Annotated in this window: 12 protein-coding genes; all 12 read left to right on the plus strand. The window is 37.8% G+C overall.

The window, feature by feature from the left end:
* Nucleotides 1-2: 2 nt before the first annotated feature.
* The 12 genes from VKA52_RS17350 to VKA52_RS17405 all read left to right on the plus strand — a co-directional run bounded on the left by VKA52_RS17350 (nucleotide 3) and on the right by VKA52_RS17405 (nucleotide 12,260).
* On the plus strand, nucleotides 3-1,103 hold the full coding sequence (locus VKA52_RS17350) for a lysozyme family protein (protein ID WP_326316592.1): 1,101 nt from the start codon (nucleotides 3-5) through the stop codon (nucleotides 1,101-1,103).
* A gap of 15 nt (nucleotides 1,104-1,118) precedes the next feature.
* On the plus strand, nucleotides 1,119-1,682 hold the full coding sequence (locus VKA52_RS17355) for a hypothetical protein (RefSeq protein ID WP_326316593.1): 564 nt from the start codon (nucleotides 1,119-1,121) through the stop codon (nucleotides 1,680-1,682).
* An 11-nt stretch (nucleotides 1,683-1,693) separates the two neighbouring features.
* Nucleotides 1,694-2,557, plus strand: a complete 864-nt coding sequence (locus VKA52_RS17360; protein WP_326316594.1) for a hypothetical protein — start codon at nucleotides 1,694-1,696, stop codon at nucleotides 2,555-2,557.
* A 250-nt stretch (nucleotides 2,558-2,807) separates the two neighbouring features.
* Complete coding sequence (locus tag VKA52_RS17365) at nucleotides 2,808-3,065, plus strand: hypothetical protein (protein ID WP_326316595.1); 258 nt, start codon at nucleotides 2,808-2,810, stop codon at nucleotides 3,063-3,065.
* The gene (gene mobP2, locus VKA52_RS17370; RefSeq protein WP_326316596.1) at nucleotides 3,062-4,225 is read left to right on the plus strand and encodes a MobP2 family relaxase; all 1,164 of its coding nucleotides are present in this window, start codon (nucleotides 3,062-3,064) and stop codon (nucleotides 4,223-4,225) included. Before VKA52_RS17365 ends, mobP2 begins: the two co-directional genes overlap by 4 nt.
* A gap of 10 nt (nucleotides 4,226-4,235) precedes the next feature.
* The gene (locus tag VKA52_RS17375) at nucleotides 4,236-4,664 is read left to right on the plus strand and encodes a hypothetical protein (RefSeq protein WP_326316597.1); all 429 of its coding nucleotides are present in this window, start codon (nucleotides 4,236-4,238) and stop codon (nucleotides 4,662-4,664) included.
* Nucleotides 4,665-4,703: 39 nt separating this feature from the next.
* Complete coding sequence (locus VKA52_RS17380; RefSeq protein ID WP_326316598.1) at nucleotides 4,704-4,985, plus strand: hypothetical protein; 282 nt, start codon at nucleotides 4,704-4,706, stop codon at nucleotides 4,983-4,985.
* On the plus strand, nucleotides 4,972-6,465 hold the full coding sequence (locus tag VKA52_RS17385; protein WP_326316599.1) for an ImmA/IrrE family metallo-endopeptidase: 1,494 nt from the start codon (nucleotides 4,972-4,974) through the stop codon (nucleotides 6,463-6,465). Before VKA52_RS17380 ends, VKA52_RS17385 begins: the two co-directional genes overlap by 14 nt.
* A 59-nt stretch (nucleotides 6,466-6,524) precedes the next feature.
* Nucleotides 6,525-7,448, plus strand: a complete 924-nt coding sequence (locus tag VKA52_RS17390) for a toprim domain-containing protein (protein ID WP_326316600.1) — start codon at nucleotides 6,525-6,527, stop codon at nucleotides 7,446-7,448.
* A 268-nt stretch (nucleotides 7,449-7,716) separates the two neighbouring features.
* Nucleotides 7,717-8,532, plus strand: a complete 816-nt coding sequence (locus VKA52_RS17395; RefSeq protein ID WP_326316601.1) for a hypothetical protein — start codon at nucleotides 7,717-7,719, stop codon at nucleotides 8,530-8,532.
* A 334-nt stretch (nucleotides 8,533-8,866) separates the two neighbouring features.
* Nucleotides 8,867-11,452: an ATP-dependent helicase gene (locus VKA52_RS17400; protein WP_326316602.1), complete on the plus strand. Its 2,586-nt coding sequence runs from the start codon at nucleotides 8,867-8,869 to the stop codon at nucleotides 11,450-11,452.
* A complete protein-coding gene (locus tag VKA52_RS17405; protein ID WP_326316603.1) occupies nucleotides 11,439-12,260 on the plus strand; it encodes a PD-(D/E)XK nuclease family protein in 822 nt (273 codons plus the stop codon). The genes VKA52_RS17400 and VKA52_RS17405 overlap by 14 nt, the downstream gene beginning before the upstream one ends.

Raw genomic sequence — 12,260 nt, forward strand, 5'->3', positions numbered from 1 at the left:
GGATGCCTTGGTCCCTTCTCCTAGGGTTATTCCCTCGGAAAGTATGGCTTTGGTTGATTGGTATTCTGGTAGCTCTTTTCCTTTTACAAATGCTTTTGTATGCTTCCGTCATTACAGGGTTGATCGGTTATCAAAAGTCTTCCTCCAGTGAGGATGTGAGGTCCGTAGATGTGGTAAATGGAACAGCACAAGTTTCAGCTGCACTAGAAGAGTACCGTCCTCTGTTTGAAGAATATGCTGAAAAGTATGGGGTGTCCAAGTATGTGGAACTTCTCTTGGCCAAAACTATGCAGGAATCTGGTGGACGTCTTGATGATGTGATGCAAGCAAGTGAGTCTCTCGGTCTACCTCCAAACACGATAGAGGATCCTGAAAGAAGTATTAATGTCGGGATCCGATACTTCTCTGAAATGCTGGAGAAAGCAGGGGGAGATATTAAGCTAACACTCCAAGCTTATAACTTCGGTGGAGGGTTCATTGATTACGCAAACGAACACAACAATGGAGAATACAGCAAAGAGTTAGCGATAGAATTTTCAAGAATGAAGTACCAGGAATTGAAGCATACAGGCATGTATTCCTGCATTCGACCTGAGTCGGCAGAAACAGGAGCTTGTTATGGGGATATTGGTTATGTTGAGGCCGTTTTAAGTTACCTTAAAGGCGGTGTTATTGAAGCAGATTTACAACCAACGGGAGATTGGGTTATGCCCATTGAAGGATCACTCACACAGACATCTGATTACGGAATGCGTTCAGACCCTTTTGATGGAACACCGGACATGCATAGAGGTGTAGACTTTGCTTGTACTAACGCCGTAACGCCTATTCAAAGCGTAGATAACGGTCAAGTGGTTGAGGTGGTAAGAAAAAACTCAGGATATGGAAATAACGTTCTTGTGAAACATGAAGAGGGACTTTTTAGTCACTATGCTCATTTGTATACGATAAGTGTACAAAACGGGGAGATGATTCAAAAAGGAACAAAAGTAGGCAAGTGTGGTTCGACAGGAAACTCTACAGGTCCCCATCTACATTTCGAAGTTCGGACCAAAAAACAGTATCGTTCTGATGTGAATCCTGCCCCATATCTTGGACTTTAAGAAAGGAGAACGTTGATGAATAGACGTGTTCTTTTTGTCCTGTTTGTCGTTCTGTTAATCGTTCTCACATCGGTTAATATATATGCTGCACGTACAGAATTGAGTGATGATCTACAGGAAAGCTTGCATCAATTAAAAGTGAAAACCGAAAAAGTTATGGAAGAAAACACTGAATTAGAGATGACATTACAAAAACAGGAACCTGCTGACATTCAAGCGAGATATGACGCTTTAGTGAAGCAGGTTTCTGTGTTTATAGAGGTTGCTTTTAAACAGAATAAAGAGACCTACCAAGAAAGGAAAAAAGAAGCACACAAGGTGATGAGCAAAGATTTAGCTGCAACCTTCTTTCCTACAGCTAACTATAAAGGAGACAGGAAAACGGAGGTGGGTGAAGTAGAAATATTCATCAAAACAGGTAATCTCAAAAACAATAAAGCTAGCGTATTAGTTAAGTTTAAACACACGCTCTATTCTTTACAGAGCGATCAACAACAGGTGTCTCCCGTGTTTCTAAATATAAAAGTTCATAGGGAAGAAGGACAGTGGAAGATAACAGATTTTCAAGACGTAGAATAGGAGGGCTATTCATGAAGAAACACACGAAACATATTACCGAAGGGACCTCAAAAAAATATCTTACTGGATTAAGCGTCATGGCCATGGCGCTTCTTTTTTTCCTGTTTTCTGGTTTTATCTTTGGTGATGAAGAGCAGAGTAAAGTTCAACAAACACCTGTCAATGAACCTTTGAACTTACAAGGATCAGGCGAACTGACCATAAAGGACTGGGTTTATAATCCAACGAAAAAGTTGATGGTTGTCACCTTGAACCTTAATAAATCAACCACTTTATTAGATGAAAAATTAAGCTTCACGGCTCAGGAAAAAGAGCATCCAAAACGTGATCTTCCAACGCACGTAGAGTACAGCGATGAAAGTAGATATGTCATTAGTATCCAACAGGTAAGTCCTTCCTTTGATGTCATGGCCTTAGATGTAAATAAGGAAAATACCAATCCGCTTTTAACGAAAGAGAGTACTCAAAATTCCTTGAAAGGGGGTGAGGAAAAGAAAGAGCTGGCACGTATTTATACAGATCAACGAAAAGTGGATATGGACAAAAAACTAACTATTTTAACGGAGCAGAAATATGAAGTAGCTGCTGTATCTGAAGAGATCGAAGAGGCTAAAGAAACTATAAAAAAGAAGAAGGAAAGCATTCAAACGATCAATGAACGAATCAAAGAAATTGATCAGAAAACCGTTGAATTAGAGTCAGAGCTTCTTTACGAAACAGAGGAAGAGAAAACGCAAACGGAGGCTAGAATTCATCAGCTAGAAAATGAAAATGATCAGATCAATCAAGAGGCAGCTGAACATGAACTAACTATCCAAACCATCGTTGAAAAAGTTGAGATGTTGCAAGAGAAACGGGAGATGATTTCGAACTAAATGGGGTGTAGGTTGTGAAAAAGGTCAACACACGGACCACACATCTCCTGTGCAGGGGCCACACATCAAGGTGAATACACGAATGATTGTTCCTGTTTTAGCCGCACAGCGACCGCACATCTGGAGATTTTCTTGTTCCCTCGTTTTGCCCGGCTCTGCCGGGCTTCACACGCCAAGTGGGAACAAAAACCCCTTATGCTCTTCTCTTTATTCACTAGTTTTAGGGACTTTATCAAAAGGAGTGATATTAATGGAAGTAAGAATTCGTTATATGGATCCGAAAACCGTTCAACGAATTGACGAACTTGCAGAAGAAAAAGGGTTAAGTCGGCAAGAGTTCTTACATGCTCAATTGCAACAGTTAGCTGTCTTTCGAGAAGAGAACCATCGTGAGCAAAGACTCCAGCAATTAGTCGATCGAAACATTCAAACTATGGCTCATTGTTATACAGCGATTCGAGAAATGAATGATCTCTTGCAGATTGAAGAACCAGGTAAAGAAGCATGAGTAAAACCGTAACGCCTGGAGTGGTTTTAAAAACAAAATTCGTGACCGCGAATAAAAAAGGATTTCAAGATTATGTCCAGTATGTGGATCGGGAAGAGGCCAAAGGAAAAGGGGATGCTCATCGGTCCATGTTTAGTTTATATAATCACTATATGGACGATCCAGATAAAACATCTACTTTGTTTACTCAGCAGTCGGACCATTTATCGGTGGAAGAAAAGCAGGGCATTAAATCTTTATTTGAACAAGCTCAAAAGATGAACAGTATCATGTGGCAAGATGTTATTACATTTAATAATGATTGGCTTCAAAACCGAGGGGTTTATGATTCAGAGACAAACACCTTAGATGAAGACGCTTTGAAGCAAGTGACAAGAAAATCCATGCAGTCGATGATGAAAAAAGAGGGATTACAAGAGAGTGCTGTTTGGTCGGCGGCCATTCACTATAATACAGATAACATTCACATTCATGTAGCTACAGTCGAACCAAACCCGACTCGTGAACGTGGAAAGCGAAAGCCAAAAACGCTAGACGCGATGAAAAGTGAAGTGGTCAATGGATTGGTAGATCGAACACAAGAACGGAATCAAATAAACTCGTTAATCCGTGACCATATGGTGAATGCAAAGAAAGAGAATAGCAGCATGAAATGGAGCAATAGAGAAATGAAACCTTTGTTTCTCGACGTGTATAATCACTTGCCTAAGGATAAGCGACAGTGGCACTATGGCTATCAAACGCTAAATCCTATTCGACCAAAGATTGATGAATTAACCACAAAGTATTTAGATAAGTATCACGCCAAAGATATGAACCGGCTGTATGAAAAATTGGACAAGGAAGTAAATGAATTTAAGCAAGCCTATGGGGATGGACCGAAAGATAAGCAGCGTTATCAACATTACAAACAAAACAAGCTGGATGATCTCTATAAACGAATGGGAAATGCGTTCTTACAAGAAATGAAACGATACGATTACCAACAGTATCCTAGACAAACGACACACGCAAATGCCTCTTACATGTCCAGACATTCAGGAGTTCAATTGCAACGTTCCTTGAGAAGCATTCAACGTTCGATGGGACAAACCTATGAGCAGTTTATCAATGACTTGGATCATCAGAAATTAGAACGAAAAATCGAAAGAGAAAGGTAGGGATCCATGAATGAGAAGGCGTCAAAACGTCACACTTCATGAAGAGACGATAGCGGTAATCAAAGAGTATCAGGAACAGCATCATATCCGTTATCCTGGCGAAGCTTTAGACCGTATGATTAAGGAATGGGAAGCGCAGAATGCGAAGGATCATACTCAAGAATATGCGCTGAGTTTGATGGCTCAACGTTTTCAAGAAGTGTTTTCTGAAGAAATGAAACGGTTGCGGTTAGCAGCCAATCGAAGCGATAAAAATACACAAGTCCTTCTAGAATTAATGAACGGTTTTGCGATGGATCAGAACTTAGAAAGTTGTGTTACCACGCCAATCTTTGAAAGCCAAGCAATGAAGGATGCGAAACAAGCGGTGGAAGAAAGGATCAGTCATCAGCGTCAGAAGAGAATAAGCGCAACAGAGACTCAACCAGCATCAAGCTAATGGTATAAATGAGGAATTATTCAACAAAGGAGTGAGGATATGCTTTTATTTAATAGCGATTATGAAGTAGGTGTGTTTAAGCGTTTAAGTGAAAATAATGAGCTCGTGGTGGACGTGGGCCAGCAGGAATATACCTTAACGTTAAGTGCTGAGGAAATGGATGATCTTGAGCAACATTTAGTGAATCAAGAGAATCTACTCATTCCTTTTCATAAGAAAACAAAGGAACTGATATTAAATACAGAACCCAATTACGGTGAGGAAGAAATGGAAGAACTCATGAACATCAGTGAAGGAGCTGAAGATCATGGCGAAGACTAAACAATCCTATAAACAGAAATCACCGGAAAAGGTCAAAGAAGAGATCAATCGACTGACAGAAGGGATGGAAGAAAGTATTTCTAAGCACTTTCATTCTCCTAAACAAATGAAAGAGTATCTAGACTTTATGGGAAAGTTCCACCGGTATTCTCCACGGAATACTGCATTAATTGATTCACAGTTTCCAGGAGCAGAAGCTGTAGGTTCTTACGCCTTCTGGAAAGACAAAGGGTTCTCCGTAAACAAAGGAGAGAAAAGTCTAAAGGTTCTCGTACCCAATCGTTTAGGCCAGCAGTTCCAAGATGAAGAGGGCGAATGGAAACCTTTGAAATATGCAACGAAAACAGAAAAGCAACAAGTCAAAGACGGCCAACTCGATAAAAGAGATGGCCGTCTTGTTTATTCTACCGGGAGTGTGTTTGATGTTTCTCAGACCACAGCCACTCAAAAAGACCTGCCTCAAATCTTCCCTAACAAATGGATCGATGGGAAGGTTGAAAACTACACTCAGCTTCGACAAGGGATGGAGGCTATAGCCGATAAAAACAACATACAAATTGTAGAGCCTTATGAAGAGTTAGGAGCAGCTAAAGGCGTAAGTTACACAGGCAGAGATGAAGTCGCTCTTAATCCGCGTAACTCTGAGCGACAAGATACAAAAACTCTGTTACATGAACTGACTCATGCCAAGCTTCACACAAAGGAAAACATAAATGAATACACAAAACCGGAGAAAGAATTTCAGGCGGAAATGACAGCTTATACGGTTGCTTCATATTTCAATATTGATACCAGTGACTACTCGTTAGATTATCTGCATCACTGGACCAAGGATCATGAATTTAAAGACCATGAGAGCCTATTACAAGAAGTTCAGTCAACAGCTAAAGAATTTATTACGACCATAGAAGAATCCATGGGCCAAGAAAAGGAAGGGGAGAAAGGTATGAGTGTTAAAGAACAAAAACATGAAATGGAAGAGGACAAACAAGAAAGAGCGATACTACCTTCAGAAAAGCTTCGGGATATGTACCGAAGTCAAGTGAGTAAGGCTGAGAAGGATAGCGGGCCGTTTGTTAAAGAAGAAAATGCCGAAGAAGAGTATTCTCATCAAGACTTCAAGGATGCTTATAAAAAAGAGCTCATGAACTTTATTGAACCAACAGTCGGAAAAGAATTGGATAAAGAAGAAAACAATGACCGGCAAGAACGTTTAAATCAGATGCGTGCTTTTCAGGAGACTCACAGTAAAGAAGAGGTGTACCAAATCAAAAAGGAATCTCTTCAAGAATTAAAACAGCTGCCTTTAACGGAGCGTGGAGAGCAGCGGCTATCTCAAATTGAAAGTAAGCTGGACCGAGAGTTCCATGAAGAGAAAGAAAATAAAAGCACCACTTCAGAAATGAAGAATGGAAAAGGGAAAAAGGAGACTTTTCAGCAGAGGGAAAAGCAAAAAGAAGAAGTAGAGGTTGAACGCTAGGCAGGGAGTATTCTCCCTGTCTTTTTTTATATCTAATTTTAGAGAGGAGGAAGTGCTGCATGGCTAAACATGTAAGCGCGGATCAAGTGGAGGTTGCCCGTAACGTCGATCTCATTGACTATCTAGAACGTAAAGGTGAGCCATTAAAAAGAGAGGGAAAGTACTACCGACATCAAGTGAATGACAGCCTAGTGATTAAGGACCAAATGTATGCTTGGAACTCCAGAGATGAAAAAGGAGCTGGAGTCATTAACTTTGCCAAAATGTTTTATGGCATGAGCTTTCCGGAAGCTGTCCTCGATCTGAACGAACAAGGTTATAAATTAAAAGACAACATCCAAGAGCAAAAGCCTAAGGAGCCTTATCAATATCCTTCTCATTATGAAGTGAACGATAGGACAAAGGCTAAAGATTATCTAACGAATGAAAGGAAGATTCATCCTAAGATTATTAACTGGCTAGAGAGTAAAGACTTAATTGCCCAGGACAAGCTCGGGAATGTGGTCTTTAAGTGGAAACACCAGGGAGAGATTGTAGGATCAGATCGCCAAGGAACTTCTACTATGAAAGATGGGCGAATGTTTAAAGGAATTGATAGGAACAGCCATGGTTCGGCAGGGTTTTCGGTGGATATAGGTAAACCCAATTCCATCCACTTTTTTGAAAGCCCGATCGATGCGCTGTCTTATTGGAGTATTAAGAAGGAAAAGCTGCAGAACACTCGACTAGTTTCCATGTCAGGGCTTAAGCGCCAGACTATGATTGATGAAATTAAAAGGATGGGGAAGGAAGGCTATAAGTTGAAGAAAATAACGTTTTGTACGGATAATGATAAGGCGGGGAGGGAGTTTGCTGGCAAGAATCATGGGTTATTTACTAAATACCTCTCAAGTACTGATTTATCAAGGCTTAAAGATTGGAATGACGAACTTAAAATTAGCTGGAAAAGAAATTCAAGAAAAGAGTCCTCAGAAAGAGCCTAAACTAGATCAAGAGCCGATATTTAGAACTTAAGTCGGTCATTATTGTACAGTTTAGATGTAATCACTATTTTCATAGAAGAATCTTATATTAAAATGTGTTATCCAAGATAATTTCTGAATGTGAGAAAATATTACTATATATGTATGGGGAGAATTCTTGATTCCGTTTTATTTCTAGTCGATAGGCTTTATTTATATCCATTTATTCCCTTGATTTCATGCTATAATAATAGCGTATTAAATAGCATTTAATTAGGGGGGAGTATATTTGACTAGAACATCTAAAAGTGATTGGTTAAACGATTGGTTGGCTCAAATGAATAATATGTATGTTTCAGGTCATGAAAGTTTCAGGAAAAGGCTTAATCTTCCTGATAATTCTGTTGTTACAATAAGATATATAAATCTAAGGGGAAGATATATTTGGATATTAACAGTAGAATCTATTGAAGAAGACTGGTCTGCAATAAAAACTAGTTTAACCAATAACCAAGACTTTAATTTAATCAATGAGAAGTTCGGAAAAGAGTTAAACATTTTATTGTTTTCGCCCACAAATCCTAACATTTTCTCCTATAAGATTTTTGATAGGAACTACATCGATGTTGATAGTAATGGTTTAATCATGGCCTTTAATTCTCAGTTACCGAATATTAACCAAAATCCAGGGACGGTTAAGAATAGGAATAAAAGTCTTAATGACAACTTTCAGCTGTGGACTAGAAGTAAATTAAGTAAGTATAGCGTTATAAATGATTTTGATGCGGTCTTCTTAAACAATGGTTCTGGTAAAGATGACTATATATACGAGTTGAAAAGAGTAAGAGAGAACATGGATAGTTGGGAACCATATACTGATGAATTACGTAATTATGAAAGGGTAAATAAGATTTCCGGTATGTTATCGTTTAATAATATGATTTTAGCCTATAATTTCGATAACCCCAATCACTTTGCAGCACACTATAATGTGAATCCGCAAAATTCCGCAATAAAGGGAACTAAATCAGTATTTAGTGTATTGGAGAATAGTTATATCGACAAACCGAAAAACTATGTAAGTACTAGGAAGAGACAGAGATAAACTTCGAATTTTCAGAAATCTATATAAAATTTGTGTAACCTTACCACTTTAGATTTATATAAATAAAATAAAAATAAAAAAGTGGCTGCAGTGGAAATTCTGCCATTTGAATAACCTCTAATAATTGAGGAAGATTCGAAAAGGCAAGATGGAATTTAGTTTAAATTATATACTAAGATAAAGCCCTCTCCCGAGGGCTTATTTTGTTTTTACTAGATATTTAAGAGAACCGAAATTCGAGGTCAAGCCTTCATAGTTTCCTACCAATTACCATTTTTGTAGTATTTAATATGGTAAAATATAAGTATAATTTGTTGGCAGAGGAGGGGCTTTTATGAGCGTTTCACTTGAAGAGATTTTTTGTATGCATGACTTTACTCCTAATGAAGGTCAACGTGAGGCTATAGAAACTTTGGAAGGTCCACTTTTTTTAATGGCTGGCCCTGGTTCAGGTAAAACAAGAGTATTGCTTTGGAGAACTGTTAACGCTATTGTGTTTCAGGGAGTTAAACCAGATGAAATTTTCCTATCCACATTTACTGAAAAAGCTTCTAAGCAACTTAAGGATGGATTGCAATCAATTTTGGGAAGTGTAACTAACCAGACAGGGGTACCTTATGATATATCGAGTATGTATATTGGTACGGTTCATTCACTTTGCCAACGCTTAATTGCAGATAGGCGATTTACTGAGGGACGTAGCAGGGTAAAACCTCCCATTCTTTTAGACGAGTTAGATCAATACTTCACGATTAATTCCACAAGGTTTTGGAAAGTTTCGAAGGATTTATTACATATTGAAGAACAAGAACTTCGAGAGGAACTTAAAGACTATTTTGGAAGAAGGTCTTCCTCTAAACATGATATAGCTCTTTCTCTTATTTCAATATTTAATAGATTCAGCGAAGAAAATATAAGTATGTCAAGCCTTTTTTCCTATGCAAATGCACAAGAGAATAATACCTTATTAAAGGTTGTTAATCTTTATGATTGGTACAGAAGAGATCTTGCTAATCAGAATATGGTAGACTTTGCTCTGCTTCAACGTAGAGCCTATGATACTTTATGTCAAGGGAATAGTTCAGAAAGTCAATTTAAATATGTGATTATTGATGAATTCCAAGACACAAACCATATTCAGGAGCAATTGTTTTTTAAGCTCGCATCAGGTTATAAAAACTTCTGTGTAGTAGGTGATGATGATCAAGCTCTATATAGATTTAGGGGAGCTACAGTGGAGAACTTTGTACAATTTCCTGATAGATGCCAATATTACTTGCAATCAAGCCCAAAAGAAATTCAGCTAAACATAAATTATCGTTCTAAAAAGCAAATTGTAGAAACATATACATCATTTATTGATAAAGAGTCTTGGGTTAGAGATGATGGGAATGGTTTTCATAGGTTAAATGAAAAAACTATAAAGCCACATAATCAAGAAACTGATTTAGCTGTGATTACAACTGAACCTAATACTTCTGAAGAAGTTGCAAAAGAGATAGCTTCTTTTGTCAGTAAGATGATAAGTGAGAACATAGTAGAAGACCCAAATCAAATAGCATTTTTGTTCCCCTCATTGAAAAATAACGTCCATGTAAAACGTATGAAGAGGGCGTTGGAAAGTGAAGGGATCAATGTTTATGCTCCCAGAGCTGGGCAGTTTTTAGAAGTCGAAGAAGCAAAGGCTATTCTAGGAGTATTAATTCATATTTTTGGAAAGCCTCAGAGACAAGACTACTCAGGGTCATACCAAGACTTCCATGATTGGCTTGATGAAGCAGAGGCATTAATTCAAGAGTTAATGAACAAAGATGAACGTCTTTTAAATTTTATAGAAACAAAAGTCAACGAACTAAAGCAATGTAGGGAGGATTACATAAGACTACTTAAAACAGTTAATGATTATGAGTGGTCTATTAAAGATATGTATAACCCTAAGAAGCATAAGCGTGTCTTAGTAAATACTCCTCTAATTTCACAGCGAGCAAACAAAGGTATTTCAGCGGGGAGAATAGATAAGCTAGTTGAAAAAAAGAAAGAAGAAGAAAAACCAATTTCACTACAATATATTTTAAATAGAGCAACTTCAGTAGATTGGAATTTACTAGACGTATTTTATCGGTTAACTGGATTCCCATACTTTTCTCGCCTATTTAAACTTGCGGAAGACGGTACAGATGAAGGCCCGATTTCCAATCTTTCTATGATTTCTGAGTATCTGTCCAGATATATGGAACAAAGCCGTTCAATTATTTCAGGTGGAAGATTAGTAGAAGATAAATTTGGTAATGATTTCTTCGGCCGATACATCTACGGTCTTTATAGAATAGGAGAGTCAGAAGTGGAAAATGATGAGACGCCTTTTCCAAAAGGTAGAGTTCCCTTTCTAACCATACATCAATCTAAAGGACTGGAGTTCCCTTATGTAGTTTTAGGTTCCCCTGGTAAGAAAAACTTTGGAGTTCCTAAGAATGAAGAGATAATTAGACCAATTACAAATAGAGGAAGCGAACCCCTAGAAAAAATCCCGAGGTATGACACGATGCGTCTATTTTATGTTGCCCTCTCACGAGCAGAAAAAGGTCTAATAATAACAAACCTAAGAGGTAGAGGCCAGGTGGTAGACCCTGCATTTAAAAAACTTTTCGAAGAAATGAATTACCCAACTCTAAGTAGTATAGATACATTTAATCTATCTAAAGTAACTGCAAAGGAAGAGGATATTCCTAAAGTATATTCGTATACAAGTGATTATTTGCTTTATATAAAGTGTCCGAGAAATTATATGGCATTTAAAAAGTATGGTTTTGTACCATCTAGAACACAGACAATGCTATTTGGTAGCTTGGTTCATAAGACAATTGAAGACCTCCATAACAAAATCATTGCTCAAAGAGGTGATAGTGATGAATCAAGATGAGATGTTTCGATTCATTGAGGAAAGCTTTGAGGAGAATTATGAACTTCTTAGACTCGAAGGTGGTCACTCTCTATCCCCCCATGTGAAAAAACTGGCACTTGAACAAGTTAAGAACTATTGGAGAAAATTAAACCACCTCGCTGAAAACGTAGCAGATACCGAAGTAAGACTTACCTTACCTCAGCAAAAGTCAACCAGAGGTAGAACTTATACGATTCAAGGTGTGGTTGACGTAGTAAGGGAGGATGAACAAACCACTTTATATGACATTAAAACTCATGATGCAGAATATGTGAGGAGCAATAAACATGAGTTTGAAGGTCAGTTAAATATATATAGTTATATTTGGCAAACAATTAGAGGAGAGAAGTTAGATCAAACAACACTAATTGCTACAGGAGAGACTAATGAATTAAGAAAAGCTAAACAAAGATATAACCAAACAGGTGATGAAACTTATTTATTGGATGCATTAGAAAATTGGCAACCTGAAATAGATATTGAGGTATCACCTGATAAAGTTCAGGAGCATTTACATTCATTTGGTGAAGTAGTTGATCTGATTGAAGAGCATAGGTATGAACCACCTTCAGTGGATAAAATTAAAACCAAACTATCTGATAACAAAACATTTATCGATCATGTATGTAGTAACTGTGACATTCGGTTTTCCTGTGAGTCATACAAAGAGTATGCTTTTTCATCGTCTTCAAGAGTTAAGAGGGACTTTTTAGAGTTTTTTAAAGATTTCGGAACTGATAATGAAAAAAATGAAATAATAGAGGCAAATTTAGAGGAAGAGGTGTAA

The organism is Halobacillus sp. HZG1 (assembly GCF_035818575.1).
GTDB lineage: Bacteria > Bacillota > Bacilli > Bacillales > Halobacillaceae > Halobacillus > Halobacillus litoralis.

Excerpts from the sequence above, each read along its gene's own strand:
- VKA52_RS17375 (WP_326316597.1), top strand. The coding sequence starts at position 4,236 with ATGAGAAGGCGTCAAAACGTCACACTTCATGAAGAGACGATAGCGGTA.
- mobP2 (WP_326316596.1), top strand. The coding sequence starts at position 3,062 with ATGAGTAAAACCGTAACGCCTGGAGTGGTTTTAAAAACAAAATTCGTG.
- VKA52_RS17390 (WP_326316600.1), top strand. The coding sequence starts at position 6,525 with ATGGCTAAACATGTAAGCGCGGATCAAGTGGAGGTTGCCCGTAACGTC.
- VKA52_RS17405 (WP_326316603.1), top strand. The coding sequence starts at position 11,439 with ATGAATCAAGATGAGATGTTTCGATTCATTGAGGAAAGCTTTGAGGAG.
- VKA52_RS17365 (WP_326316595.1), top strand. The coding sequence starts at position 2,808 with ATGGAAGTAAGAATTCGTTATATGGATCCGAAAACCGTTCAACGAATT.
- VKA52_RS17355 (WP_326316593.1), top strand. The coding sequence starts at position 1,119 with ATGAATAGACGTGTTCTTTTTGTCCTGTTTGTCGTTCTGTTAATCGTT.
- VKA52_RS17400 (WP_326316602.1), top strand. The coding sequence starts at position 8,867 with ATGAGCGTTTCACTTGAAGAGATTTTTTGTATGCATGACTTTACTCCT.
- VKA52_RS17380 (WP_326316598.1), top strand. The coding sequence starts at position 4,704 with ATGCTTTTATTTAATAGCGATTATGAAGTAGGTGTGTTTAAGCGTTTA.
- VKA52_RS17350 (WP_326316592.1), top strand. The coding sequence starts at position 3 with ATGCCTTGGTCCCTTCTCCTAGGGTTATTCCCTCGGAAAGTATGGCTT.
- VKA52_RS17385 (WP_326316599.1), top strand. The coding sequence starts at position 4,972 with ATGGCGAAGACTAAACAATCCTATAAACAGAAATCACCGGAAAAGGTC.
- VKA52_RS17360 (WP_326316594.1), top strand. The coding sequence starts at position 1,694 with ATGAAGAAACACACGAAACATATTACCGAAGGGACCTCAAAAAAATAT.